The organism is Streptosporangium sp. NBC_01639 (assembly GCF_045209755.1).
GTDB lineage: Bacteria > Actinomycetota > Actinomycetes > Streptosporangiales > Streptosporangiaceae > Streptosporangium.
The window spans coordinates 5345290-5371529 of record NZ_CP109272.1; the positions used below are offsets into that span (position 1 = coordinate 5345290).

Here is a 26240-nt window from a genome sequence, read left to right on the forward strand (position 1 = left end):
TCCTAGTAATGGAAGTACCAGGATGCCTCAGTCCACGATCAGGGCCAGGGAGCTGGGAGAGCTGCTCCGCTCCCGCCGCGAGCGGCTCCAGCCCGCCGATGTCGGTCTGCCCACGGGGGCTCGCCGCCGCACCCGCGGCCTGCGCCGGGAAGAGGTGGCCCAACTCGCCGCCATTTCCTCGACGTACTACACCTACCTGGAACAGGGCCGCGAAATGCGCCCCTCACGCCAGGTGCTCGACGCGCTCTCGGCGGCCCTGCTGCTCGACGCCGCCGAGCGCAGCCATATCCACGAACTCATCCACGGAGCCCCACCCGCCGAAACACCCTCCGTCGCTGAAACGCTTTCACCTGCCGTCGTCTCGCTCGTCGACCGGCTCGACCCGTGCCCGGCCTATGTCACCGGCCGGTGCTGGGACGTGCTGGCCTCCAACCGGGCCGCCCGCGCATTGTGGACCGACTGGCCCTCCCGGCCGCCGGAAGCCCGCAACCTGCTCTGGTGGATGTTCACCGACCCAGGCGCCCGCCAGGTGATGGTCGACTGGCCGGCCGAAGCATCCGCACTGCTCGGCCGATTTCGCAGTGCCGCGGCACGGCACCCTGGCGATCCCGGCTTCAGTACGCTGCTCGAGCGCCTGCACGCGGCGAGCCCCGAGGTAAGAGAGTGGTGGCCACAGCACAGGGTCGTACCCCTGAGCTCGGGCACCAAGCGGCTACGCCATCCCGCCCTCGGGGAGATCGAGTTGGAGCACGTCGTGCTCCAACTCGCCGACAATCCCGAGCAGAAACTGGTTACTTTCAACGCTGCCGACCAGCTCCAGGCTTGGATCTCCCAGCTGTTGTAGATGAGCCTCACCTCACACAGACGCCGGTTGCACGTCCGCTCCGCTACCGGCCCGCGACTCCACACGACGAGTGCTCAAGTCAACCCCCGAAAGACTTCCGGAGCTGACCACTTAGGTTCTCTGGCCCCAGTACGCGATCTTAAGCACGGGCGGCGAACGACTCTTCCGACCCCACCTGGCCTAGCAAATTCGATCCGAAGATCCCGACGTCATGGAGGATCGACGACGGGGAAGGCGGCGAGCCCCGATGCTGCTGCGCGGTTACGGCGGAGCCGGTGCGGTCGTGCCCACCGGGCGAGGGGTTAATGGCAATTGTCGTAGGCGTGGCGGGCTGCGGCGATGACGGGGCCGGCGTGGCGGGCCCATGCCGCGAGAGCCTCCAGTGGAGCGCGTATGTCCTCGACCAGAGCTGTGGTGGCGTATTCCACCCGGGGTGGGGAGTCGGGGTAGACGGTGCGGGTGATCAGCCCGTTGCGTTCCAGGTTGCGCAGGCTCACTGTCAGCATCCGCCGGCTGATGCCCTCGATCGCCCGTTCCAGTTGAGTGAACCGGTGCGGGCCCTCACCCAGTTGGACCAGTACCTGAGCGCTCCACTTGTTCCCGATCAGGGCCAGGACCTCAGGCAGTGGGCAGTCCTCGGGCGAGGACGCATCGGTGGGGGCTGTGAGCTGGTCTGTTACCGCGGTGTTCCGTTGCGACAAGAAAGTGCCTCCTTCCGGACGGTCCGATGATCCTGAAGGATAAAGCCTGTTACAAGTCGTAACGTTCCTGGGCAAAGGCCCTTCATCCGTCGTTTGCTCAGCGACTCTTGCTTGAGGACAAGGAGCGACACGTGCCCACCGCACGCAGCCATGGTTTCAAGATCTCCTACGAGGTGTTCGGGGACGGCCCGCCGGTCGTGCTGCATCCGGGCATGCTCCAGGACGGCGCGCACTGGGCCCACAGCGGATACACCCCGGCCCTGACCGCCGCCCACACGGTGATCGCCATCGATCCGCTGGGACTGGGCGCAAGCGACGCACCGCGCGAGATCGAGGCATATTCCTTGCAGCATCGGGTCGACTACGTCACCGCCGTGCTCGACGATGTCGGCGCTGACCGGGCCGCGTTCTGGGGCTATTCGCTGGGCGCCATGACCGGCTATGCGGTCGCGGCGCACGCGCCCGAACGCCTGACCCGGCTGGTCGCCGGCGCCTACGATCCCATCAACGGCTTTCGCTCCGCGGTCGACCAGGCGATTCGGGAGCTCGGTTTGCCCGCCGACATCGATGCCTACGAGATCGTTAAGCAGGGGGCTTTGGCTGATCCGTATCAGGCCGTCCTGGTCGACGCCGGGGACCTGGGCGCCTTCCGCGCCAATTACGATGCGTTCTCACGCGAGCCCGGCTTGGCCACCGAGTTGGCGGCCTGCGGGGTGCCCATCTTGATGTACGCGGGCACGGCCGATCCCTGGCACGACCCGATGCGGGCGTTCGCCGAACGCGCCAGCGCGGGTTTCTTCTCCCTGCCGGCCGCTGACCATAAGGGCGGCTGGGACAGATCCGCCGATGTGCTCCCCCATGTACTGCCGTTCCTGGCCGAGGACAGGGCCTCACATCTCAGGCCGTGATAGCCCCTTCGCGGCCCAACGTCGGTGAGAATGACAGCGCCCACCTCCAGGCTTCCGTGCGGCGATGGGCGCGCAGATTGATTATCAACCCGTGCTGCGCTGTTCAGTGCGGGCGCGGGTTTGGGCCAGGCCGAGCCAAGACCCACCCAGGCGAAACAGCCTGACCACCGGCTATTCATCCATGACCCGCGACCTCATCTCCCTTCTTCCGCACGCGTCTCGATGAACAACGCGACAGCCGGTCCAGGCGGATGACCTTCAGCGTCGTTTGCCGCCCCTCCGGCCGGGGATCAGGTGGTTGGCTGGATGGTGGGGAAGGTCCAGGTCCCGTTGATGGTGGCGGGGTCGGGGCCGTAGAGGCGGTAGATGACGGTGAAGGGGCCGTCTTCGGGGGTGGGCAGCCAGTTGGCGTGCTGGGTCGGGTCGGTGGGTTCGTCGGCTTGGACGGTGAGGGTCAACGAGCCGTCCTCGGCGTAGTGGAGGCCGGGTGTGCGATCGCCGATGGAGTAGCGGCCGATGGGGTTGGCGGCCAGGTGCCGGTCGGGCAGGTTGTACATGGTGATGGACCAGAAGAACTTCGCGGGCGGCAGGTTCTCGCGGGTGAAGCGCAGGCTGTAGGAGCGATCAGCGGTCAGCGCAGTGTGCTCACCGAGGTCGGTGGTCAGTACTGGTCAACTGCCCTTCGGCGGGATAGTCCGAGGGTCCGACGAAAGCGCTGCTCCCGTATGGGGCGAGGACTGGAAGACTAGCCCCATGAGCAGTAACTCGCCCCATTTCCTGCAGATCATTAGCCCGCATGGCATAAGGCCCGACCTCCGCAGCGAACTGATCGCCTGCTGGACAGCGGTCGCGAACACCGGAGGCGCAGTCGGCTTCGCCTTCCCACCGGTCACAGAGTTGGAGGTCATCCCGGTCGCCGACCGACTGATCGCCGGGCTTGATGCGAAATACAGCCGATTGATCGTCGCGACCGTGGATGACCGGGTGGCAGGCTGGCTTCATCTGCACCGCTACACTGACCCGTTGGTCCCGCACTGGGGCGCGGTCCAACGAGTTCAGACCCACCCTGACCACCGCGGCCGGGGATACGGCAAGGCATTGATGGCCAAGGTCCGCGAGGTAGCCCGCGATGAACTCGGCCTGGAACACCTACGCCTGGAAGCCCGCGGCGGGGCCGGACTGGAGAAATTCTACGTCTCCCTTGGCTGGGAGGAGATCGGTCGCTGGCCCGGCGCGCTCCGCTTTGGCCCCGGAGATGATCGTGACGAAGTCCTGATGCTCCTGCGGAACCTCTGAGGTCGCGCAGTCCACCAGCGACCTGGGAAACAATCAGCCATTCCACAGGGAGCGATCTTGCCCTCGTGAACATCAGCTCAGCCGTACTCGTGAACGCAGATGTTCGGTGCGGACGGCGGCCGGCTCGCCGGAAGTCAGCCCGCAGCCAGCCGAGCTGCTTGGGCGGGTACGGGCGCGGTGACACCCACGTCCGGGCGCAGCCATCCATCAGTCACCATCCGCCGCAGACGTGAACGCATGCCCTCTACGTGGGAGGTCCGGCTTGCCGATGGTCGACCGCCGAGCCATCGTTCTTGCCGCTATCGTCGCGACGAACCGCGCATCGCGACTGTCAAGGCGTCGCGCACCACTGTCAGTGCCGGGGAACCGCTTGCCGCCAGCCTGCTGATCAGAGTGATGCGGGTGCTCGTGAGCCGCCGGTCGTCGATGGCGACCGTGGTGAGCAGCCCTGCGTCCAGTTCGGGGCGGGCGCCTTCGATCGGCATGAAGATCGCCACCCCTGTTCGGACGGCGAGCTCGCGCAGGAGGGCCAGCGAGTTGGTCTCGTAGGCAACGCTCAGCCGGACGTGGTGTTCGGCGGCGGCGCGCTCGACCTCCTGGCGGATGCCGAAGGACTTGTCCGGGAGCGCGAGCCGTACGTCGAGGAGGTCGGTCAGATCGCACCGCGGCCGGGCCGACAACGGATGGCCGGGCGCGACCATGACGAACAGCGGCAAGGGGTGGGCCACCAGTTCCGCCACGTCCGAGCGTGGGACCGGGCCGAACACCAGGCCCAGGTCGGCCCGGTTCTCGGCGACGAGGGCCGCCACATCGTTGGACCCCGCCGCTACGACGTTCACCACGATGTCCGGGTGGGTGGAGGCGACCTCGGCCAACGCTTGGGGAACGAAGCTGATGAGCGGCGCCTCGACCGTCGCCACCGTGACCTGACCAGTGGTCTTGTGACACCCTGAGGTCAGCTCCACGAGCAGTTGTGCGGCCGTGGTGAGCTGCTGGTCGGCGAACCCGAGCAGGAGCTCACCCGAAGCGGTGAGCACCATGCCCTTGGACCCGCGGGTGAACACCTCGACACCGAGATGCTCCTCCAGTAGGCGCAACTGCCGGCTGATGGCGCTGGGCGCGATGAACAGGCTGTCTGCGGCACGGGCGATGGAGCCGGTGCGTGCCACTTCACGGAAGTAACGCATCGCCGGGGTCTCGAGCATGTCGGCCTCCCCCGCTCACCTTGGTGCATGCGAAAAATTAGCACGAAGGCTGCAAAATCGGATAATTGCCCTCTCTCTTCGCGAATGGGACGCTCATTCCGTGGAAAAGAGAGGACCGAAAATGGTGTATGCAGCCGGCGCGGGATCCGGTTACCGGTACCTGCCAGGGGTTGGGCAGTACTCAGCGGGCGTCGTGGCGGACCCCGCGTACGGGATCGTCCGTGTCCAGTTCCCGGCACCCGTGCCGCTCCGTGCCGCCTTCGGCGCGGCAGAAAGGATCATCGGCGGTGCGGGCAGGCCGCTGACCGCCCTGTGCTCGTGGGAGTTGCGGTCACCCCGGCCGTTCACGGAGTCGTCGTTCACCGCGTTCAACGCTGAGTACATCGCCTTGCTGGACGAGTGGGGCGTGATCGGAACCAGCGGCGCCAATCCGGTGGCGCGCAGCAACGTCTGCCCGACCGTCGATCCGGTGCTGGAACCGAGCGCTCACGCGTTCGCGTTCACCGTACCGGCGCAGGCCGGCACCGTGCAGTACGTGGTGTCGGGAAGCGCGGAGTCTCCCGAAGGGCTCGGCGAGTACCGGGATCACATGGTCGCCTATCAGGACGTCTCCGCCGACGGCCTGCTGGCCAAGGTGCGGTTCGTGACGGCCGCGCTGAAGAGCCGGATGGACGGGCTGGGCGTGTCCGGCCATCCTCCGCGAGTCGTCCAGGTCTACACGATCCACGACGTCCAGCGGCTGCTGGCAGGTGCGGTGATGGCCCCTCTGCGCTGCACGGACAGCGTGACCTGGCACCCGCACCGTCCGCCTGTGGTCGATCTGGAGTACGAGATGGACTGCCGCTCGGTGGGCGCCGAATACCTCGCCGGCTCCGGGGGGATCGCCGGATGAAACTCGTTCGCCACTGGTCGGGATCGGCGCCCAAGCCTGGCCTCATTGACGCCTCGGGCCGGCTCAGAGACCTGTCCGGACACATCCCCGATCTCGCGGGTGAGGCGCTGGGGCGGGCTGGGATCTCACGCCTTGCCGCCCTCGACGAGGAATCGCTGCCGTTGGTCCCGGCCGAGGCGCGACTCGCACCGCCCGTCGCGGGCACCCGTAATTTCATCGCCGTGGGACTGAACTACCGCGACCACGCCCAGGAGACGGGCATGGACGTCCCCGCGGAGCCCGTCCTGTTCAGCAAGGCAGCTGGCGCCCTCACCGGTCCGTACGACGATGTGTTCATCCCGGACGGCGCTGCCCAGGTCGACTGGGAGCTCGAACTGGCCATCGTCATCGGTGAGCGCGTCTATCGCGCGGACGAGGCCGAGGCGGAGCGGGCCATCGCCGGCTACTGCATCTGCAACGACGTCTCCGAGCGTCATTGGCAGATGGGCGGCACCGGCCAGTGGCTGAAGGGCAAGAGCGCGCCGACGTTCGGCCCGCTGGGCCCCTGGCTCGTCACCACCGAGGAGCTGAGCGATGTGTCCGCGCTCGCGATGTCGCTGACCCTCAACGGAGACCTCATGCAGAAGAGCAGCACCGCGGAAATGATCTTTCCACCGGTTTTCCTGATCTCCTACATCTCGCGGTTCATGGTGCTGGAGCCGGGGGACGTCGTGACGACCGGCACGCCCGCGGGGGTCGGGATGGCGCATGGCCGCTATCTGCGGCCCGGCGACGTCATGCGCCTGGACATCGACGGTCTCGGACACCAGCGGCAGGTCGTCCGATGAGCCTTCCAGTCGCCGCCGCGGACATCCGGGCGGCCTGGGCGCGGATCTCCGGCCACACCCGCCGGACGCCGGTCATCCAGATCCGCGGGGACGACGTGGGTCTTGCGACCGACGCGCACCTGAACCTGAAACTGGAGCTGCTGCAGCACACCGGCTCCTTCAAACCGCGCGGCGCCTTCAACAACATCCTGTCCGTACTCGACGGCATCGGCGAGGCCGGGGTCGCGGCGGCCTCGGGCGGCAACCACGGCATCGCCGTCGCGTACGCGGCCCGCCGCCTCGGCCTCCACGCGACGATCTTCGTGCCGGCCACGGTGAGCCCCTTGAAACTGGCCGCCATCAAAGAGCTGACCGACCACGTGATCGTGACCGGCGGCGACTACGACGAGGCCCAACGGGTCTGCGCGGACCACGTGCACGACTCCGGCGCGCACGAAGTGCACCCCTTCGGCGTGCCCGCGACGGTCGCCGGCCAGGGCACCATCGCCCTGGAGTGGGACGAGCAGACGCCCGGACTCGACACCGTCCTGGTCGCTGTGGGCGGCGGCGGGCTGATCTCGGGGCTCGCCTCGTGGTGGCACGGCGACCACGTCAACGTCGTGGGAGTCGAACCCCGCGGCTCCCGTGCCCTGCACGCGGCGCTCGAAGCCGGAGGTCCCGTGGACGTCGCCGTCGACTCCGTCGCCGCCGACTCGCTGGGCCCGCGCAACGTCGGAGATCTCGTTCACCGAATCTGCTCGCAAGCCGTCTCGCACGTCGTCCTGGTCGACGACGGCGACATCGTCCACACCCAGGCCGCGCTGTGGCGGGCCCTTCGGCTCCCGGCGGAGGCCGGCGGCGCCACCGCGCTGGCCGCCCTGCTCAGCGGCGCCTACCGGCCTCGCCCCGGTGAGCGCGTCGGCGTGCTGGTGTGCGGCGGAAACACCGATCCCCGTCTGCTGACCCCCTGAGCCGGCCTTCGTCCGCTGTCCCCTGAGAGGCCCTCCATGCCCCCTGCCTCCGTCTCCGTCTCGCCCGCGGCAACCGCCGCGCTCTTCCGCAGAGTCTCGATGCGGATCGTCCCCCTGATCTTTCTCGGCTATCTGTTCGCCTACCTCGATCGCATCAATCTCGGGCTCGCCAAGTTGAAGATGCTCGACGCGCTCGGATTCAACGAGCTCGTCTACGGCCTCGGAGGCGGCCTGTTCTTCGTGGCCTACATCGTGTTCGAGGTACCGAGCAACATCATCCTGCAGAAGGTCGGCGCCCGCTGGTGGCTGGCCAGAATCATGATCACTTGGGGGATCCTGTCCGGTCTCACGGCGTTCGTGACCGACGCCTGGCAGTTCTACCTGCTCAGGTTCCTGCTCGGCGTGGCGGAGGCGGGCTTCGTTCCGGGCGTACTGCTCTATCTCACTCAGTGGTATCCCTCGCGGCGGCGCGCTCGCATCATCGGGTTCTTCCTAATCGGCCTGCCCGCCGCCTCGCTGCTGGGAGGGCCCTTGTCGGGATGGATCATGTCGTGGTTCGACGGAACCAACGGCTGGATGGGGTGGCAGTGGCTGTTCCTTCTCGAAGCCGCGCCCGCCGTCCTGCTCGGGTTGCTGCTTCCGCTCACGCTCTCCTCCAGCATACGGACAGCCGGCTGGCTCTCCGAAGCCGAGAAAGAGCGGCTGGAAACGGTGCTTGAGGCTGACCGGGACGAGCTTCCCACTCAGGGGCACGATATCGGCGCCGCGTTCAGGTCAGGTCGCGTGTGGCGACTGGGGTTGGTCGCCTTCAGCTTCCTGACCGCCACCTACACGATCAGCTTCTGGCTGCCGACCATCCTGCAGGAGGCGGGAGCGAGCGGCCCCAACGTCATCGGCTGGCTGACGGCGATCCCCAGCGCGTGCGGCATCGTGGCCCTGCTGATGAACGGGTTCCTGTCGGACCGGTCTCGGGAGCGCCGCTGGCACATCATCGTGCCGTTCGCCCTGGCCATCGCCGGGCTGGCGGCGGCCATCGCGACCGACGGTTCGGTGCTGTTCGTCACGCTGGCGATCACCCTGGCCAACATCGGGATCGTCGCCAGTTACCCCGTCTTCTGGTGCCTGCCCGGTGTCTTCCTCCAGGGAGCCGCTGCCGCGGCGGGAATGGCGCTCATCTCGTCGATCGGCAATCTGGGTGGATTCGTCGCCACCTATGCGCTCGCCTGGACGAAGGACCTGACCGGGAATGCGGCGAGCGGCTTCATCGCCGCCATTGTTCTCCTGGCCATCAGCATAGTGATCATCCATCGTCTCCCCGCCGGGGAGGTGAACCGGTGAGCCGGCTCCCCGTCGCCTGACCGTGTCCAGCGCCTCCTGGGCCGCCATGCCCAGCCTCAACACCGATCCCGCCTTCACCATCACCTGGAACACCGCCCAGCAGAGCGTCGTCAACCTATCGACTCTTCGACACCTCGCGCACTATCGCATCCACCGACATCGGTGGATGGCGGCAACTCCGATCGGCGCGGTTGGTCCGGGTGGTGCCGGAGAAGCCGCAGTCGATGTAGACCCGGTCTGTCTCGACGTCGAGGGCGCGCAGTTGCTGGGTCTGCACGATGACGTCCTGCTCGTTGGTGGAGCAGCGGGCGTATCCGACCCATCGTTGGCCGTCCGTGGCCGGTGATTGTCCCGCATGGCCCTCCGTCACCGGGACAGCGCCCGGAACACCACGGAAAGTGGCTGTGGGCTAGATCACGGTTGAGGTTGACCTCGGGTCAGGGTGCAAGCTCGTCGCAGCGGCGCGACGCCGACCGGACATAACAGATTCCAAGGAGCAAACCATCATGTCCATCATCCTTTCCGACCAGGACAAGAGCACCCTGCGGACCGCCGCATACGGCGCGGTCTCGTTGGTTGCCGCTGCCGGTGCCGCCGGAGGCAAGCCGCAAAAGATCGCCACCGACGGCAGCATCGCCCTGGCGTCGGCGACCGGCCTGATCGGGCACGTGCTCGGCGACAGGTCAAAGAGCATCAAACTGGACAGCAAGTCCGTCGCCGCGCTCGCCGACCAGGTGCTACCGACCCTGACCGCAGCGGTGACCCTGCTCGAGAAGCAGGCTCCGGCAGAGGCCGACAACTTCCGCAGCACCGTCCTGCTCGCCATCGAAACCGCTCAGATCCGTCATGGCCAGCCCAGCCCCGCCATGGCCGAGATGGCCCGCAAGATCACCGCCGCCCTCGACGCCGCCGGGGTGGCCACTGGGGACAGCGGGGCCGCGTCGGCGGCTGCTGCCGGGCAGGATCGCCCGGAGTTGCAGAAGGCGATCGAGGAGATCGTCGATTCCGGTTTCACCGGGGTGTCGCTGCGGGTGCACGATGAGCGGGGCGAGTGGGCCGGCAGCGCCGGGGTGGCCGAGCTGGGCGGGGCCGCCAAGCCGCCGATCGACGGGCATGTCCGGATCGGCAGCAACACCAAGACCTTCACCGCGACCCTGGTGCTGCAGCTGGTGGCCGAGGGCAGGATCGGGCTGGACATCCCGGCGGCGGACTACCTGCCCGAGTTCGGGCTGGACGAGCGGATCACGGTGCGGATGCTGCTGCAGCACACCAGCGGGGTGTTCAACTTCACCGGCGAGGTCTACGACGACGGGACGTTCGCGCCGGGGATCTCCATGCCCTACGGCCCCGCGGGCACGGAGTGGCTGGACAACCGGTTGAAGACCTACCGGCCGCAGGAGCTGGTGGAGCTGGCATTGTCCAAGCCGGCGCGGTTCGAGCCGGGGACGGGCTGGAGCTATGCCAACACCAACTACGTGCTGGCCAGGCTGCTGATCGAGAAGGTCACCGGCCGCACCTACGCCGAGGAGATGCAGCGGCTGATCCTGGGGCCGCTCGGCCTGACCGGCACCGTGGTGCCGGACGCCTCGCCGGAGATCCCCGAGCCGCACGCCCACGCCTACTACCGCTATGAGGAGGACGGCCGGCAGCAGACGGTCGACATCACCCGCCAGAACCCGTCCTGGATCTCCACCGGTGGTGACATGATCTCGACCACCCGGGATCTGCACACGTTCATCTCCGCGTTGGTGGGTGGCAAGCTGCTGCCGGCTCCGCTGCTGGCCGAGATGTGCGCCCCGCACCCGACGGGCATCCCGAACATGGACTACGGCCTGGGCGTGTTCGTGGTGACCACCGACGGCGGCGGCACCCTCATCTCCCACAACGGCGCCGCCGTGGGCCACGCGGCGCTGATGTACAGCACACCCGACGGCGGCACGACCCTGACCGCCGCGCTGAACTGCGTGGACGATGCCGACATGTCCATCGCAGCAGCGTTCCAGAAGGCCCAGCAAAGGCTCGTCAACGAGGTGTTCTGCGGTGGGCAGGCCGGATCGGCCGAGCCGGCTCAGCCGACGGACTGAGCACCTGTGCCCCGTACGCCACCATGCGCCGCCCCCTTCCGGTCGTACACCAGAAAAGACGCGGACCGGGACCACACCGAGCTCGGCGTGGTCCCGTTCATGGTGTGCGTAGTCGTCGAGCTCGAGCACAAGGCAGGATTGTGCAGATGAACGGAGTCACGATCGGGCAGGCGGCGGCATTCGTCGGCGTCACGGTGAAGACGGTGCGGCACTACCACAAGCTGGGCCTGGTCAAGGAGCCGGAACGCGACAGCTCCGGCTACCGGCGGTACGGATCGGCCGATCTGCTGCGGCTGGTGCAGGTCCGGACGCTGGCCGCCGCCGGGGTGCCGCTGGCCGAGATCGGGCCCCTGCTCGACGCCGATGCCGCGCTGTTCGCCGCTGCGCTCGCCGACGTCGAGCGGCAGCTGACCGAACGGATCGAGGAGTTGATCGTGCGGCGTGACACGCTGCATCGGCTCGCCGACGGCGACCGGGCTCTGCTGGGCGACCGCGCGGTGGCGCTGCTGGAGCGGATGTCCGGCCTCGGATTCCCCGCGGACGATGTGGCGGCCACCAGGGAGGGCTGGGTGCTGGCCAAGGCCCTGGTCCCGGAAGGCTTCGACGACTACCTCACCCATTTCGAGCACGCCCTCGATGACACCCGGTTCGTCGCCTTGATCAAGCGCGCAACCGAAGCCACGGCCTGGGAACCGGACGACCCCCGCATCGCCGAGCTCGCCACCGCCATGGCCGACCACTTCCTCGCCAACCCCGCACTGCTGAAGATCATGACCGGTCTGCAGGCCCGCACCGAGGCCGCGACCCGGTACGAACTGATCGCCCTCCACGGCGAAGAGCAGGGATCGGCCGCGGCCCGTGGAGTCACGCTCGTCGAGACCAAGCTCCGCGCCGCCGGCATCCACATCCCCAGACCAAACACCCACTGACCACGCCGCGCCCTGGTCCATTGTGCACCGTCGCCAAGCCCCGCAAGGTTCACACCGACGGCATCCAGTTCCTCGCCCTGCGCTACAGGACCCGGTCCTGGCCGACTACGTCGGCGAACAGGTCACCATCCGCTACGACCCCCGCGACATCACCGAGATCCGCGTCTACCTGCGCCAGCCGGACGGCACCGACGGCACGTTCCTATGCCGGGCGATCTGCCCCGAACTGTCCGGTGAGACTATCGGCCTGAAAGAGATCACCGCCGCGCGCAACGCCCGCCGCAAACACCTGCGCGGCCAGCTCACCACCCGCAGTACCGTCGTCGACACCCTGCTGGCCCTGCACAACGAACCGCTGCCCGCCGCTTACCCGGCCACGACCGCGCTGCGCCGGTGGACCACCCCCGACCAGGTCGCCCCCGCGAGCAACCCCCTGAACGAAGGCGACACCCCTACCCCTGGTGACGGACCGCGACTCAAACGCTATCCGCCCGCGCCTACACCCGCTGGGACCAACTCGCCCCGCACCTCAATGGGCATGGATCGGCCGCTGCGCCCGAGGCCGACGACGTCCTGGCCGTCCGCGCCGTCATGTACACCCCCAAGATGCACAGCACGCCGGACAAACTCGACAAGGAGATCTCCCTGCTGTGTGGCCGGCTCGGTCGCACCGTCGACCGGAGTCATGTGAGGCCCCGCCTCGAACCCGCGACCCACCACACCGCGACAACCAATGGCCCCGCCACGGCGGGGCCACACTCTTGTCGTCAAGTACTCAGAGCATCCGGCCAAATAGCTCCGGAGAATCCCGGCCATATACCGGCGGAGCTTGCATTCAGGATGCGAAATTTTCTGCAGGCTCTTGGAGCCTCGCTTTACAGAGCGTCATATGATCACTACTTTGAGCATGTAATCGCAGGTCAGAGTCACTTCTGAATCTCCTTTCGACGGAAGGTCGATAACTGTGCATGCTCTTGTTCGAATCGGTCGAACACTCGTGATCGGCGCCGTGATATTCGCGGCTGCGCCGGTATCCGCCGCCCAGGCGGGCCCATTCCCGCCGATCCCCGGAGCTCCGTCCATTCAGCCGCCCAGCGCTTCTTGTTTCCAATTGCCGTACTTCGGCCCGAAGGGACACGCGAACTTCGACTTCGGCACCGACATCGTCCGACTCCTCGACGAGCGCGGCGTACAGGTGAAGGGCATCGCCCCCATTGAGGCCAAGCCCGGTAACAAGGGCATCTACATGCCCATCGGATGGAAGCAGGATCACATCGATCCATGCGGTGGCGTCTACTATCCCGGCGGCTTCGTCTTCAATGACGTCAAGAGCGGGCACACGGCCGCCATCCATGACATCTACCTGCGCCCCGACGGGGCACACGCCCAGGTGGAGATCGACGGGAAGTCTCAGGGCGAGCAGCTTGTGGCCACGTACAAGCTGCACGAGTTCGCCCCGAACGTGCCCACACCCCGTCTGCTCGAAGGCGGGATCGGGCCCAAGCGCTGGCCCTTCTACACCAGCGCGTACCTCAGCCGGACGGTCAAGGACGTGACCGGCATCCCGCTGAAGGAGGGCGACTACCTGGCGAACCTCGACGCGGTCGTCCAGTACGTGCCGTAGGCGACGCCCCCTGACCTGAGCTTCACCGGGCCGTGTCCGCGGGCACGGCCCGGTACTCGCGAATCGAGAGACAGATGCAACTGACCAGCGCTCGGAGCCGGTGGACGTGGATCGCCGGCGCCTCCGTCGCCGTTCTGACGGCCACGGTGCTCCTCGGTCCCACGATGCGTCCGAGCACGGCGACCAGCCATTGGGACGCCCCCGCCACCACCCTCAACAAGCAGATCGACGCCACCGACCTGTACGCCTTCACCAGCCCGGAACGGCAGGACACGGTCACGATCGTGGCCGACTACATCCCTTTCCAGGTGCCGCACAAGCCGTACCAGTTCGACACCGACGCCCGCTATGAGGTGCACATCGACAACACCGGCACCGGCAAGGCCGCCGTCACCTACCGATGGACCTTCGCCAACAAGGGCCTGCCGGTGCCCTCCTTCGCCCGCAAGCGCGAGCATACGGCCGGCCCGCTGGACTCTCTGGTCGAGCAGAGCTACACGCTGACCAGGCTGCGCGACGGCAAGTCGGAGACCCTGGTCCGCAACGGGTACGCCGCCCCCACCGACATGGGCGCCCTGGCCACTCCCGACTACCCGGCGCTGCGCCGCAAGGCCGTCGTCGACCTGCCCGGCGGGGGCAAGGTGTTCACCGGCACCGCCGCCGACCCGTTCTACTCCGACAACCACGCCGTCAACCTGCTCAGGTTCGGGCTCCCGTTCTTCCCGGTCAAGACCGGCGTACCGATGAACGTCAGCTCCCTGGCCCTGCAACTTCCCAAGTCGGAGCTGGCGCTCGGCGGCGACCCGGTCCGCAACCCGGTCATCGGCGTCTGGACCACCGCCTCCCGCAAATCGAGCGGCCTGCTCGGCTCCGGCTCGGCCGACTACAAGCAGGTCTCCCGGCTGGGTAACCCCAACTTCAACGAAGTGATCATCCCGCTCAAGGAGCGCGATCACTTCAACGCCCTGCGACCGGACGGGGACGAGAGCGGCAACCTCGTCGTACCGGCCACGCTCGATTCCGACCAGGCCGAGGTCGTCGCCCAACAGGCCGGCGTCACGGCTCCACCGGTCCCGCGCAAGGACCTGGAGCAGATCTACCTCACCGGTCTCACCGCGCGGACGGACGGGCCGATCAAGCAGGACCTCAACTCCCACCTGCTCAATCAGGACGCCCCGCGCATCGCCAAGGCGGAAGAACTGCGGCTCAACATGAGCACACCCCTCGCCGCCGCACCCGACAAGTACGGCATCCTCAAAGGCGACGCCCAGGGCTACCCCAATGGTCGCCGCCTCATCGACGACGTCGTGACCGTCAACCTGCGGATGCTCCTGGGCGAACCCGCGGGCCGGGGCGCGCCGGGCCTCATCGCCGAGGACAACCCCGCGTTCCTGCTCAAGCCCATCACCGGCAGCTTCCCCTACCTGGCGCTGCCCGTCACCGCCGCCGGTTGACCCACCACCGGCTGAACCGCCACCGAGGACATCCGATCAGATGAGTCGCGTACGGCGATTGCTGCCCCTGCTGGGATGCGTGCTGCTGGGATGCGTCCTACTGACTCTGTACGCCCCCGGAGGACGCCTGCGCCGGGACGAGCCGCCTCCCGTCCCGGCAGGCTGGTCACCGTACGACCTGGCCGAATCGATCGAGGCCGCCCAGCTGCGCCTGCGCCGTCACCCTGACGACGCGGCGGTCTGGGCGAGCCTCGGCAACATGTACCTGGAGCAGGCCCGCCGCACCACAGATCCCGCCTACTACCAAAGGGCCCAAGGCGCGTTCGAACGTTCACTACGCCAGCCGACCGGCGACGGGGAGCCGTACATCGACGCCACGATCGGCATGGGCGCCCTGGCCAACGCTCGGCACGACTTCGCCGGCGCGCTCCGCTGGGCCGAACGCGCCCGCAAGGCCGCGCCGTTCCGCTGGGCCCTGTACGGCGTGCTCACCGACGCCCACCTCGAACTCGGCCACTACGAACAGGCCGAGACCACGCTGCGCCGCATGCTCGACGGCCACCCCGACCTCGCCTCCTTCACCAGAGCCGCCCGCCTGGAACACCTGCACGGCAGGCCCGGCCCTGCCCGCGACCTCCTGCACCGCGCCTGCGTGATCTCCGGCGACCCCGCCGAGTACGCCTTCTGCGAATGGCAACTCGGCGAGCTCGCCTGGAACAACGGCGACCCTCGCACCGCACTCACCGCCTACACCCAGGCACTGGCCGCCGACCCCGAACACGCGCCCGCACGCGCGGGCAAGGCCCGCGCGGAGGCCGCGCTCGGCCACACCGGCCAGGCCCTGCGCGACTACGCCACCGCCGTCGCCCGCTCCCCGTCGTTCGTCATCGAGTACGGGGAGCTGCTCCAGCACCTCGGCGACGGAGACGGAGCCAGGCGGCAGTACGCCGTCTTCACCGCCCAGCACAAGCTGCTGGCCGCGAACGGAGACACCGACAACCTGGCCATGGGCACATTCGAGGCGAACCACGGCGACGCGGACACCGCGGTCCGGCACCTGCGAGCGGAATGGAAACGACGCCAAAGCGTCGAGGTCGCCGACGCGCTCGGCTGGGCACTGCACCAAGCCGGCCACCATGCCGAGGCCGCCGCCTATACCGCCCGCGCCGACGCGCTCGGCGGGCGCAACGCACTGTTCGCCTACCACCGGGGCGAGATCGAGCACGCGCTCGGGCACACCGCCGCCGCTCGCGCCCACCTCACCAGGGCGATGTCCATCAACCCGCACTTCTCACCGGCCGGGGCAACGCGGGCTCGGGCTTTGCTGGCAGAGACGCCATGATCGCGGCAATCGCCGCCGCCATGGTGCTGGCCGCGCATCCACTGGGCAACTTCAGCATCAACCACTACGACGGGCTGACGATCCACCGCGACAGGATCGAGCACCTCGCCATCGTGGACCTCGCCGAGATCCCCACCCTGCAACAGCCGCCGACCGGTCCTGCGGACGTCCACGCCTCTCGCGCCTGCGCCGAACTGCGTGACGCCGTCCGCTCGCAGGCCGGGGGACGGCCGCTGACCTGGCGTGTCACCACCGCCTCTTTCGTCTACCAGCCGGGCGCCGCCGGACTGCGCACCAGCAGGCTCACGTGCCGTCTGACCGCGTCCCTGCGTGTCGACCGGCCGCTCGCCCTCACCTTCGCCAACACCTACCACGGCGACGCCATGGGCTGGCGGGAGATCACGGCCAGGGGGTACGGCGTGCGCCTGCGCGACTCCACCGTCCCTGCGGACAGCGTGTCCGGCGAGCTACGCGACTACCCCGCCGATCTGCTCAGCTCACCGCTCGACGTACGCCGGGCGCGCCTGACGGTGGAGCCGGGCGACGGTGGCCCCACCGCGCCGGCGGGCGTGCCGGGCATGGACGCCATCACCCGCCACACCAGCCTGCTGGCCGACCGGCTCGACACACTGATCGGCGCCGATCGGCTGACTGTGCCACTCGGGCTGCTGGCCCTGCTCCTGTCGCTGGTGCTGGGGGCCGTGCACGCGGCGATGCCCGGCCACGGCAAGACCGTTATGGCCGCCTACCTCGCCGGACGGCGAGGTAGGCTGCGGGACGCCGTCACCGTCGCGGCCACGGTCACCACCACCCACACGGCGGGCGTGCTGATCCTGGGGATGCTGATCACGGTCGCCAGCGCGATCACCGGTGAGGTGGTGCTGGGCTGGCTCGGCGTGGCCAGCGGGCTCCTCATCGCCGTGATCGGCGCCGGCCTGCTCCGCTCCGCCTTCCGTAACCGGCCCCACCACGGACACGGACACGGACATGGGCACGGACATGGGCACGGGCACGAGAGGCGGTCGGGTGGGGTCGTGGCGCTGGCGGTAGCCGGTGGGCTGGTGCCCAGCCCGTCCGCCCTGGTGGTCCTGCTCGGTGCGGTGGCACTTGGACGCACCGCATTCGGTGTCCTGACCGTGGTGTGCTACGGACTCGGCATGGCGATAACGCTACTGAGCACAGCGCTCGTCCTGCGCAGGCTGGGCGACCTCACTCTGGCAGGGCGGATACAGCGGTTGCGCCCGTACAGCGCCGCCATGACCGCCACGCTCGTCCTGCTCGTGGGCACGGGTGTCACGCTGCGCGCAGTGGCCGCCCTCGTATGAACACCACATGCGCTCGGGGAACCCAGCCGCCACGGCGTCGATGTTCGATGGCCCCGAGCCGTCTCTGGTTCGAGTTCGGCGTTCACGGCGTCGGGATCGCCCGCCCACACTCCTGCCACAGCAGGTTCGGGCGATCCTCGATGGCTGCGCTGTCTTCGACGACAGCGCCGGTGAACGGCGGGGCGATGTGCGAGATCGGATGCTGTTCGCGCTGCTGGTGGAGATGGGGATGCGTCTGGGCGAAGTGCTCGGGATGCGGATCGGCGACTTCGTGATGGGGCGCGGCCGCGCGCCGCGCCGGACGACGCGGTGACGGCTACTTCCCCGGCGGCGCGCTCGATCCGAACGAGCGTGCCATCCAGACGGAACGATCCGTTCGTGGATGCGGTCCATCTTGGACGGCATCTGATCGCGATCTCAATCGGGGCCGGCTGAGGCACCGGGGGTGGTCGGGCCGTCGCCGACTCGATCCAGCCACTCCGACAGCAGGGCGCGCTCGGCGTCGGTGAGCATTGTCAGCTTCGGTGCGACGGCCCGGAACGCGACAGCGGCCGCGGTCGCGCTGTCCGCGGGAAGCGTCGGCACGTCGGTGAGGATCGAGCGCATCACCGCCTCGTACATCGCGTCGGCGAGGTCGAGGTCCCGGTGTTCCAGCGGGATGGCGAGCAAGGTGAGCACGGCGCCGGTGCCGGCGGCGTGGATGAGTTCGACGGCGCGCCTTTCCGGAACCCGAAGCCGGCCGATTGCCGCAACGCGGTGCACTCGGGCGCGCAGAACCTCCAGGCCGGCGGTCGCTGCCGGCGAACGAGCCCCGCGGCCGGGATCGGTGAGGAGACCGAACAGCGCTGCGTTGGCGAGACCGAAGCCGATATGGGTGTCCCACCCCGCCCGTAGGTCTGCAACCGGGTCGCCGCTGTCCTCGACGAGGGACTTCCCTGCGACGTAGGTGGCGAAGACATGTTCGGCGACAGCGTCGAGCAGCGCATCCTTGTCCTCGAAGAACCGATAGATGGTCGGCGCCTGCATACCGGCCGCCTGAGCGACCGCGCGGGTGGTGACCGCGCTTGCGCCCTGCTCGCGCAGGAGTCGCGCCGCACACTCCACGATGTTGGCTCGCGTCTTGTGCCTGCCGGCGCTGTCCGGCCTCACCTCTCCCATGCTTCCAACGATAACGCATCATTGCTATCCGCGTTGTTAACGTTGGTAGCATGTATGTCATTCCAGCGTTAGCAGAAGAGGGCAGATCATGATCATCATTACCGGTGGTACCGGCCGACTCGGCTCCCAGATCGTTGATCGGCTGCTCGATCGGGTCTCGGCGGACCAGGTCGGCGTGAGCGTCCGCGACACCGACCTCGCCGGCGACCTGGTCGCACGCGGGGTACGCGTGCGACGTGGCGACTTCACCGACCCCAGCTCCCTCGCCGATGCGTTCGAGGGCGCAACGCAGGTGCTCATCGTCTCGGCCGACCAGACGGGTCAGGCGGCGGTTGCCCGGCACGTCGCGGCGATCGACGCCGCTCGCGATGCCGGCGCCGAGCGCATCCTCTACACCAGCCACCAGGGCGCCGCCGAGGATTCGGTCTTCGCACCGATGCCCGACCACGCCGCCACCGAACGCTACCTGTCGAAGACGGGCATACCGTTCACGGCGCTGCGGAACGGGTTCTACGCCGGCACCATCGGGCACCTACTCGGCCGGGCGCTCGAGACCGGCGAACTCGTCGCGCCGGCCGACGGGCCCGTCTCCTGGACCACGCACGCCGACCTCGCCGAAGCGGCAGCGATCATCCTCGCCGACGAGGGCCGGTTCGATGGTCCGACCCCGCCACTGACCGCACCGGACACGCTCGACCTTGCGGACATCGCCGGCATCGTCACCGAACTCACCGGACGCACCATCCGCCGCGTCGTCGCCGACGACGCCGAGTGGGCGGCCACAGTGATCGAACACGGTGCACCCGCGGATCGGGCGAACATGCTGCTCGGCATGTTCCACGCAGCACGCCGCGGGGAGTTCTCCACCACCGGACCGGAGCTTGAGAATCTCCTCCAGCGCACAGCCACGCCGGTCCGTTCGATGCTGGAGGAACTCACCACCCAGCCGTGAACCCTCCTCCTTTCAAGGTGGCCGCCCTATGGGGCGGCCACCTTGCACTCATCTCGGCATGAACGGACGTAGCGCTCCCTCCTGGCAAGGGTTTTCGGCTCTTCGGCGTACGGTCCGCGGTGCGGTTCCTGCACGTACCGGCCCTCGGTGAAGGTGACGAGCCGCACCCGGACGGCGGTCGGACGCTCCGCGGCCTCATGGTCGGAACGTGCGGCGGTAGGCGTCCGGCGGTACGCCGATCGTGCGGTGGAAATGGCGGCGCAGCGTCGTCGCCGTGCCCATGCCCGCGGCCGAGGCGATGGTGTCGACGCTGTCGTCCGTGGTCTCCAGCAGCTCCTGCGCGCGGCGGATCCGCTGCGTCAGCAGCCACTGCAGCGGGGTGGTGCCGGCTACCGAGCGGAAGTGGCGGGCCAGGTGGCGCGAGCTCATGTTCGCCTGGCGGGCCAGGTCTTCCACGGTGAGCGGCTGGTCCAGCCGCCGCATCACCCAGGTGAGCAGCTCGGCCAGGGGATGTCCGTCCTGGGCGGGCACCGGTGTGGCGACGAACTGGGCCTGGCCGCCGGCCCGGTGAGGCGGCACGACCAGGCGGCGGGCGACCACGTTGGCGACCGCCGAGCCGTGGTCGCGGCGGACCAGGTGCAGGCACAGGTCCATCGCTGCGGCCTTGCCCGCGGACGTGAGCACGCTGCCGTTGTCGACGTAGAGCACGTCCGGGTCGACCTCCACCTGGGGATGACGCGCGGCCAGTGCCTCGGTGTGAGCCCAGTGTGTGGTGGCGCGCAGCCCGTCCAGCAGACCGGCGGCGGCGAGCACGAACACGCCCGTGCACAGGGAGACCACCCGCGCGCCCGACTCGTGAGCCACGCGCACCGCCTCGACCAGCTCAGCCGGCGGGTCCTCGTCGACGTCCGCCAGGGCGGGGACGATCACGGTGTCGGCGTGCGCCAGCCGGTCGAGCCCGCAGTCCGGCTCCAGCAGGAACCGGCCGACCCGGACGGCGTGCGTGCCGCACACCCTGACGTCGTACCAGGGGCCTGGTACGGCGGCCGGGGCGGAGCCGAAGACCTCGTAGGCCAGGGCCAGCTCGAAGTGCAGCATCCCGTCGGTGGCGGCGACCGCGACGGAGCGCGGGACAGAACTCATGTCGGAAATTGTACGGGTCGTGTCATTCCAGACGCTGGCACCGATAGGTCAAAAGGGACAGGATTTCCGCAGTGGAACACTTTGAGCACGTGGGAGCAGTCATGCAATCAGGTCGGAACGTGGCGGTGTACGGCGCCTACGGGCACACCGGACGGTTCGTGGTCGCGGAGTTGCGCGAGCGCGGATACGTCCCGCTACTCCTCGGCCGCGACCAGGACAAGCTGGTGGCACTGGTGGAGGCCCACCCCGGACTTGAGGCGCGGCAGGCGTCGGTCGACGACCCGGCCTCGCTCGACCGCGCGTTGAACGGCGCGACCGCCGTGATCAACTGCGCCGGACCCTTCGCCTCGACCGCCGGCCCGCTGGTCGAGGCGGCGCTGCGCGCCGGCATTCCGTATGTCGACGTGGCGGCCGAGATCGAGGCGAACGTCGACACGTTCGCGCACTTCGGGGAGCGCGCCCGCGCCGCGGGCACCGTGGTGGTCCCGGCGATGGCCTTCTACGGCGGCCTCGGCGACCTGTTGGTCGCCACCGCGATGGGTGACTGGACGGCGGCGGACGAGGCACACATCGCCTACGGCCTGAGCAGTTGGCACCCCACCGACGGAACGCTCGCTTCGGGCACGGTCTCGGGGCAGCGACGAGGTGGCCGCCGGGTCCGCTTCACCGGCGGACGGCTGGAGTACCACGATGACGCTCTGCCGACCCTGGAGTGGCCGTTCCCGGCTCCGCTCGGCCCCCAGAGCGTCATCGGAGAGTTCACCATGGCCGACGTCGTCACCGTTCCCAGCCACCTGGACATCCCGGAGGTGCGCACCTATATGACCGCCAAGGCGGCCGCGGACCTGGCCGCTCCTGACGCCTCGGCACCGACCGCCGTCGACGAGCGCGGCCGCTCCGCGCAGACCTTCGTCGTCGACGTCCTCGTCCGCTCGGGCGGCACGGAACGCCGCGTGTCCGCCGCCGGTCAGGACATCTACGCCATCAGCGCGCCGCTCGCGGTGGAGGCCGTCGACCGCATCCTCACCGGCCGGACCAGGACCACCGGCGTGGCCTCCGCGGGCGCGGCCTTCGACGCCCCGGACTTCCTCCGCGCCCTGTCCGCGCACCTCTCGCTGCACGCCCCGCTCGACACCCGCGGCTGACCGGGCTGCCCGTGCCGGGATCCACTGAACGGCGGCCCGTACCGGCGGGGACCGCTGAGGCGTAGCGGCCACAGGTAGGTGTCAGCGGGCCGGGGTCCGGGGGCGATTCCACCAGAGGGAGAGGGACAGGGCCGCAGTGATGAGGATGCCACCGCCGGCGGCGAAGGCGGCGGCTGTGTCGACCTGTCGGCGGACGACGGTGAAGCTGCCGGGGAGGGCGTCGAGGGCGCTCTGGAGCTGGTCGGCGTTCTCGGCGCGGTGATAGGAGCCGCCGGTGGTCTGGGCTATCTGTTTGAGCGCGGGCTCGTCGATGGTGCGGGGGTTGCGGCCCCTGTCGAATCCGCCGCGGCCGCCGAAGCCGCCCCAGCCGCTGAAGCCGCGGCCGTCGAACTGTGAGTTGTCGCAGACCATCGGGGCCGGGTTCGTGGTGCCGAAGCCGATGGTGAAGACGCGGACGCGGCGCAGGGCCGCCTCCCGGGCGGCGATCTGCGGATCGACGCCCTGGGTGTTGGCGCCGTCGGTGAGCACGACGATCGCGGCCCCGGCGTAGCCTGACCCGCCGCCGGCGGGGTTCGCCCCGGTCGCGGCGACCGACGGGTCGACCTCCGCGATCGCGTCGATCGAGGTGAGCACGGCCTGCCCGATCGCGGTGCCGCGGGACACGGCGAGGCCGTCCAGTGCCTCGATCAGCGAGTCGGTGTCGTCGGTGGGTGGGACGAGCAGACCCGCGGTGCCCGCGAAGGTGACCAGGCCGATACGCGGCCCGCCCCGCTGCGACTCGATGAATTCGGCGGCGGCTTTCTTCGCGGTGGTGATGCGGTTGGGGTCGACGTCCGTCGAGCACATGGAGCCGGAGGTGTCGAGCGCGAGCAGGATCGTCGCCGACGTCTGCGGCACCGGGACCGACGCCTGCGGTCGCGCGGCCCCGACCGCGAGCAGCGCGAGTCCGGCGATGAACAGTGCCGCGGGGATCTTCCGCGTCCAGCGCGTACGGCCGGGCAGGGCGCTGCGGACGAGCGCGATCGAGGTGACGCGCACGGCGGCCCGCCGGCGGCGGCGCCGCGTCCACTCGCGGATGGCGAAGATCAGCGGGATGACCAGGAGGGACAGCAGCGCCCACGGCCATGAGAACGACATTCAGATCACCCGTCCAGACCGGAGCACGGTGAGCGCCGCGCCCGCGGTGAGCAGTGCGAGGGCGAGCCCGATCAGCCCGCTGGCGAGGGGCAGCGGTTCGTCGGAGACGGTGAGCCGCAGGTCGATCGTGTCGGCGATCCCGTCGAGCCGCGCAGTGTCGGAGGCGGGGTGGTAGGCGCCGCCGGTGGTCTGCGCGATCAAGGTGAGGGTGTCCTCCTCGAGGGAGGTCTGCAGACGGTAGCCGTCGACCTGCACCGTCGCCCCGGCCGTGGTGCCGACCCCGACGGTGTGGATGTGGACGCCCGCCCCCTGGGCCACGGCGGCGGCCTGTTCGACGTCCGCGCCCTGGTTCTGGCCGTCGGAGAACATCACGATCGTCGCCGACGGCCAGTAGCCGATGTCGGGCGCGGTGCCGTCGTGGCCGACGGCCACCTGCTTGCCGGTGATCGCCGACAGGGAGGCCGTGACGGCCGTCCCCAGCGAGGTGCCGCCGGTGATCTTCAGCCGGTCGATGGCCTTGAGCGCGACGGAGTGGTCGGCGTCGGGCCGTGCGGTGGTGAGCGCACCCCGCTCGAACGCGACGACCCCGATGTCGACGCTGTCGGGCTGCGCCGCCACGAACGCGCGGGCCGCCCGCTGCGCGGCCGCCAGCCGGGTGGGCGCGACGTCGTCGGCACCCATGCTGTTGGAGACGTCGATGGCGAGGATGACGGTGCCCGCGGTCCGCGGGACCGGCACCATGGCCGCCGGTCCGGCGGTGGCGATCGCGAGTACCCCGACGCCGGCGATCGTCAGACCGATTCCGAGATACGCCCGGCGGCCGCCCGGCACGGCGACCCCGGCTGCGGTGAGGGCGGCCGTCCGGCGGCGCGCCGAGACGACGGCCGCCCAGGCGAGCGCCGCCGTGACGAGCAGCCCGACGACCAGGAGGAGCGAGGAGGACAGGGTCATGAGGCCTCCTTCGCCGGCCTCATGTGTCGGTCGACGGCTTCGGCACGCTCGGTCATGGCGACCGGTCCCGGGTTCGGGCGACGGCTTCGGCAGGCTCGGTCATGGCGATCGGCCTCATGTGTCGGTGGATGACTTCGGCAGGCTCGGTCATGGCGATCGGTCCCGGGTCCGGGCGACGACCTCGACGAGCGCCTCGGCCAGATCGCGGTCGGTGTCGATGCGGTGGACGGGCACCCCGGCCCGGAGCATGCCCGCCTTGAGCCGGGCCTCGCGGGCGTCGACGGCGGCGCGGAAGCGCACCCGCAACAACGGGTCGGCGGAGTCGACGACGAGCTGCTCGCCGGTCTCGGCGTCCTCGACCACGATCAGCCCGGCTTCGGGCAGCACGTCGTCGGCCGTGTCCACGATCCGCAAGGCGACCACCTCGTGCCGCCGGGCCAGGCGCTGGAGCGAGCGCTCCCAGTCACCGTCGCCGATGAAGTCCGACAGCACGACGATGAGTGCGCGGCGGCGCGCGAGCCGTCCGGCCGCGTCGAGCATCTCCGCCAGGTCGGTGGTGGTGCCGCCGCGCGCCTTGGCAGTGCGTTCCAGCTCGGCGCCGATCCGCAGCGCGTGCCGCCGGGAGGTGCCGGGCGGCACGACGCGCGGCGTCCCGGTGTCGAACAGCAGGGCGCCGACGCGGTTACCGCCCCGGCCGAACAGCCGAGCGAGGACGAGTGCGAGCTCGGCGAGTACGTCGTGCTTGCCGCGCCCCGGCCGGCCGGCCGCCATCGACGCCGACCGGTCGAGGACGAGCCACACCGTCAGCTCGCGGTCCTCGGTGAACATTCGCAGGTACGGCTCGTCCAGCCGTGCGGTCACGTTCCAGTCGATGTGCCGGGCGTCGTCGCCGTCGCCGTAGGCGCGTAACCCGGTGAAGTCGATCCCGGAGCCGCGGTGCGCGGTGCGGTGGGCGCCCTGGAGCCGGCCGTCGAGCCTGCGGACGACCTTCCACTCCAGGCGGAGCAGGAGCCTCTCGGGGGCGGTGGCCATGGCAGCTCAGCGGTTCTGCAGGACGACGTCGGGCGCCCGGACGGCCCCGAGCACCCTGGTGATGATCGTGTCGGCGTCGACGTCGTCCGCGAGGGCCTCGTAGGACAGCACGAGGCGGTGGCGCAGCACGTCGAGCGCGAGCTCGGACAGGTCGTGCGGCAGGACGTAGTCGCGGCCGCGCAGGAACGCCAGCGCTCGGGCGCCCGTGACGAGCGCGATGGACGCCCGCGGGCTCGCTCCGTAGGTGACATACCGTTCCAGCTCGCCGAGCCCGGCCGTCGCAGGGGACCGCGTCACGGCGACCAGTCGTACCGCGTAGTCGACGATCGCCGGATCGACGTACACCTGCTGGGCGCGGGCCCGCATCGCGATCAGGTCCTCGGCCGTCACCATCGGCTGCGGCGGCTCGGGCGGACGCAGCGCTCGTGCGACGATCGCCTGTTCTTCGGCTTGCGTCGGATAGTCGACGACCACCTTCATCATGAAACGGTCGACCTGCGCTTCGGGCAGCGGGTAGGTGCCCTCCGACTCGATCGGGTTCTCCGTCGCCATGACCAGGAACGGCTCGGGCACCCGGAACGTCTCACGGCCGATCGTCACCTGGTGCTCCTGCATCACTTCCAGCAGGGCGCTCTGCACCTTGGCGGGTGCGCGGTTGATCTCGTCGGCCAGCAGCAGGTTCGCGAACACCGGGCCGAGCTCGGTTCTGAACTCCCCGGAGTGCTGGTGGTAGACCCGCGTGCCCACCAGGTCGGCCGGCACCAGGTCGGGGGTGAACTGGACGCGCTGGAAACTCCCGGCGATCGCGGCGGCCAGCGACCTCACCGCGAGCGTCTTGGCCAGGCCCGGCACGCCCTCGACGAGCAGGTGGCCGTCGGCGACCAACGCGACGGCCATGCGCTCCAGCAGGACGTCCTGCCCGACGATCGTACGTTTGACCTCGAACAGCACATGTTCGAGCGGATGGGCCGACTCGGAGGACTTGGTCGAGGTCATAGGGTCT

27 protein-coding genes are annotated in these 26240 nt (G+C 69.3%); 17 read left to right on the forward strand and 10 right to left on the reverse strand.

Annotation, left to right across the window (positions count from 1 at the left end; all coding sequences use genetic code 11):
* Positions 1 to 22: 22 nt before the first annotated feature.
* Positions 23 to 844, forward strand: coding sequence for a helix-turn-helix domain-containing protein (locus OHA77_RS24465; protein ID WP_326825891.1), 822 nt, complete (start codon positions 23 to 25; stop codon positions 842 to 844).
* Positions 845 to 1146: 302 nt separating this feature from the next.
* Here the strand turns inward: OHA77_RS24465 and OHA77_RS24470 are convergent, their stop codons facing one another.
* Positions 1147 to 1545, reverse strand: a complete 399-nt coding sequence (locus OHA77_RS24470) for a winged helix-turn-helix transcriptional regulator (protein WP_406311824.1) — start codon at positions 1543 to 1545, stop codon at positions 1147 to 1149.
* A gap of 131 nt (positions 1546 to 1676) precedes the next feature.
* Here OHA77_RS24470 and OHA77_RS24475 point away from each other — a divergent pair, with 131 nt between their 5' ends.
* Positions 1677 to 2453 (forward strand): alpha/beta hydrolase, encoded by a 777-nt coding sequence (locus tag OHA77_RS24475; RefSeq protein WP_326825889.1) that lies wholly within the window; start codon positions 1677 to 1679, stop codon positions 2451 to 2453.
* 290 nt (positions 2454 to 2743) lie between these two features.
* On the opposite strand, the gene OHA77_RS24480 is transcribed toward OHA77_RS24475, so the two are convergent.
* On the reverse strand, positions 2744 to 3118 hold the full coding sequence (locus OHA77_RS24480; RefSeq protein WP_406319866.1) for a DUF1214 domain-containing protein: 375 nt from the start codon (positions 3116 to 3118) through the stop codon (positions 2744 to 2746).
* An 88-nt stretch (positions 3119 to 3206) separates the two neighbouring features.
* Between OHA77_RS24480 and OHA77_RS24485 the strand changes: the two genes are divergently transcribed.
* On the forward strand, positions 3207 to 3749 hold the full coding sequence (locus tag OHA77_RS24485; RefSeq protein WP_406311825.1) for a GNAT family N-acetyltransferase: 543 nt from the start codon (positions 3207 to 3209) through the stop codon (positions 3747 to 3749).
* 299 nt (positions 3750 to 4048) lie between these two features.
* On the opposite strand, the gene OHA77_RS24490 is transcribed toward OHA77_RS24485, so the two are convergent.
* Positions 4049 to 4954 carry a LysR family transcriptional regulator gene (locus tag OHA77_RS24490; protein WP_326825886.1) on the reverse strand — a complete coding sequence of 302 codons (906 nt, stop codon included), beginning with the start codon at positions 4952 to 4954 and terminating at the stop codon, positions 4049 to 4051.
* A 121-nt stretch (positions 4955 to 5075) separates the two neighbouring features.
* Between OHA77_RS24490 and OHA77_RS24495 the strand changes: the two genes are divergently transcribed.
* Genes OHA77_RS24495 through OHA77_RS24510 form a run of 4 tightly spaced genes read left to right on the forward strand, consistent with a single transcriptional unit; the run spans position 5076 to position 8961 of the window.
* Entirely contained in the window at positions 5076 to 5846 is a 771-nt protein-coding gene (locus OHA77_RS24495) for a hypothetical protein (RefSeq protein ID WP_406311826.1), read from the forward strand.
* Positions 5843 to 6673 carry a fumarylacetoacetate hydrolase family protein gene (locus tag OHA77_RS24500; protein WP_406311827.1) on the forward strand — a complete coding sequence of 277 codons (831 nt, stop codon included), beginning with the start codon at positions 5843 to 5845 and terminating at the stop codon, positions 6671 to 6673. The genes OHA77_RS24495 and OHA77_RS24500 overlap by 4 nt, the downstream gene beginning before the upstream one ends.
* Positions 6670 to 7623 (forward strand): threonine/serine dehydratase, encoded by a 954-nt coding sequence (locus OHA77_RS24505; RefSeq protein WP_406311829.1) that lies wholly within the window; start codon positions 6670 to 6672, stop codon positions 7621 to 7623. Before OHA77_RS24500 ends, OHA77_RS24505 begins: the two co-directional genes overlap by 4 nt.
* A 36-nt stretch (positions 7624 to 7659) precedes the next feature.
* Complete coding sequence (locus tag OHA77_RS24510; protein WP_406311830.1) at positions 7660 to 8961, forward strand: MFS transporter; 1302 nt, start codon at positions 7660 to 7662, stop codon at positions 8959 to 8961.
* A 115-nt stretch (positions 8962 to 9076) separates the two neighbouring features.
* Here the strand turns inward: OHA77_RS24510 and OHA77_RS24515 are convergent, their stop codons facing one another.
* Entirely contained in the window at positions 9077 to 9331 is a 255-nt protein-coding gene (locus tag OHA77_RS24515; protein ID WP_406311831.1) for a recombinase family protein, read from the reverse strand.
* A gap of 136 nt (positions 9332 to 9467) precedes the next feature.
* Here OHA77_RS24515 and OHA77_RS24520 point away from each other — a divergent pair, with 136 nt between their 5' ends.
* The 8 genes from OHA77_RS24520 (at position 9468) to OHA77_RS24555 (ending at position 18032) form a co-directional block, all read left to right on the forward strand.
* The gene (locus tag OHA77_RS24520; RefSeq protein WP_406311832.1) at positions 9468 to 11045 is read left to right on the forward strand and encodes a serine hydrolase domain-containing protein; all 1578 of its coding nucleotides are present in this window, start codon (positions 9468 to 9470) and stop codon (positions 11043 to 11045) included.
* Between the two features lie 146 nt (positions 11046 to 11191).
* Positions 11192 to 11974, forward strand: coding sequence for a MerR family transcriptional regulator (locus tag OHA77_RS24525; RefSeq protein WP_406311833.1), 783 nt, complete (start codon positions 11192 to 11194; stop codon positions 11972 to 11974).
* Between the two features lie 22 nt (positions 11975 to 11996).
* On the forward strand, positions 11997 to 12665 hold the full coding sequence (locus OHA77_RS24530) for a Mu transposase C-terminal domain-containing protein (RefSeq protein WP_406311834.1): 669 nt from the start codon (positions 11997 to 11999) through the stop codon (positions 12663 to 12665).
* Between the two features lie 420 nt (positions 12666 to 13085).
* The gene (locus OHA77_RS24535) at positions 13086 to 13598 is read left to right on the forward strand and encodes a hypothetical protein (RefSeq protein WP_326825876.1); all 513 of its coding nucleotides are present in this window, start codon (positions 13086 to 13088) and stop codon (positions 13596 to 13598) included.
* 74 nt (positions 13599 to 13672) lie between these two features.
* Positions 13673 to 15052, forward strand: coding sequence for a DUF4331 domain-containing protein (locus tag OHA77_RS24540; protein ID WP_406311836.1), 1380 nt, complete (start codon positions 13673 to 13675; stop codon positions 15050 to 15052).
* Between the two features lie 40 nt (positions 15053 to 15092).
* Positions 15093 to 16394, forward strand: a complete 1302-nt coding sequence (locus tag OHA77_RS24545; protein ID WP_406311837.1) for a tetratricopeptide repeat protein — start codon at positions 15093 to 15095, stop codon at positions 16392 to 16394.
* A complete protein-coding gene (locus OHA77_RS24550) occupies positions 16391 to 17719 on the forward strand; it encodes a High-affinity nickel-transporter (protein ID WP_406311838.1) in 1329 nt (442 codons plus the stop codon). Before OHA77_RS24545 ends, OHA77_RS24550 begins: the two co-directional genes overlap by 4 nt.
* A 7-nt stretch (positions 17720 to 17726) precedes the next feature.
* Positions 17727 to 18032, forward strand: coding sequence for a hypothetical protein (locus tag OHA77_RS24555; protein WP_406311840.1), 306 nt, complete (start codon positions 17727 to 17729; stop codon positions 18030 to 18032).
* A gap of 104 nt (positions 18033 to 18136) precedes the next feature.
* Here the strand turns inward: OHA77_RS24555 and OHA77_RS24560 are convergent, their stop codons facing one another.
* Positions 18137 to 18877, reverse strand: coding sequence for a TetR/AcrR family transcriptional regulator (locus tag OHA77_RS24560; protein ID WP_406311841.1), 741 nt, complete (start codon positions 18875 to 18877; stop codon positions 18137 to 18139).
* Between the two features lie 88 nt (positions 18878 to 18965).
* Here OHA77_RS24560 and OHA77_RS24565 point away from each other — a divergent pair, with 88 nt between their 5' ends.
* The gene (locus OHA77_RS24565; protein ID WP_406311842.1) at positions 18966 to 19829 is read left to right on the forward strand and encodes an NAD(P)H-binding protein; all 864 of its coding nucleotides are present in this window, start codon (positions 18966 to 18968) and stop codon (positions 19827 to 19829) included.
* Positions 19830 to 20024: 195 nt separating this feature from the next.
* On the opposite strand, the gene OHA77_RS24570 is transcribed toward OHA77_RS24565, so the two are convergent.
* Positions 20025 to 20972, reverse strand: coding sequence for a helix-turn-helix domain-containing protein (locus OHA77_RS24570; RefSeq protein ID WP_326825870.1), 948 nt, complete (start codon positions 20970 to 20972; stop codon positions 20025 to 20027).
* A 101-nt stretch (positions 20973 to 21073) separates the two neighbouring features.
* Here OHA77_RS24570 and OHA77_RS24575 point away from each other — a divergent pair, with 101 nt between their 5' ends.
* On the forward strand, positions 21074 to 22117 hold the full coding sequence (locus OHA77_RS24575) for a saccharopine dehydrogenase family protein (protein WP_406311843.1): 1044 nt from the start codon (positions 21074 to 21076) through the stop codon (positions 22115 to 22117).
* 81 nt (positions 22118 to 22198) lie between these two features.
* On the opposite strand, the gene OHA77_RS24580 is transcribed toward OHA77_RS24575, so the two are convergent.
* From OHA77_RS24580 to OHA77_RS24595, 4 genes are all read right to left on the reverse strand, one after another.
* On the reverse strand, positions 22199 to 23254 hold the full coding sequence (locus tag OHA77_RS24580) for a VWA domain-containing protein (RefSeq protein WP_406311844.1): 1056 nt from the start codon (positions 23252 to 23254) through the stop codon (positions 22199 to 22201).
* A complete protein-coding gene (locus OHA77_RS24585) occupies positions 23255 to 24205 on the reverse strand; it encodes a VWA domain-containing protein (protein WP_406311845.1) in 951 nt (316 codons plus the stop codon).
* A gap of 147 nt (positions 24206 to 24352) precedes the next feature.
* Entirely contained in the window at positions 24353 to 25237 is an 885-nt protein-coding gene (locus OHA77_RS24590; RefSeq protein ID WP_406311846.1) for a DUF58 domain-containing protein, read from the reverse strand.
* Between the two features lie 6 nt (positions 25238 to 25243).
* Positions 25244 to 26233, reverse strand: a complete 990-nt coding sequence (locus OHA77_RS24595; RefSeq protein ID WP_326825865.1) for a MoxR family ATPase — start codon at positions 26231 to 26233, stop codon at positions 25244 to 25246.
* Positions 26234 to 26240: the final 7 nt, after the last annotated feature.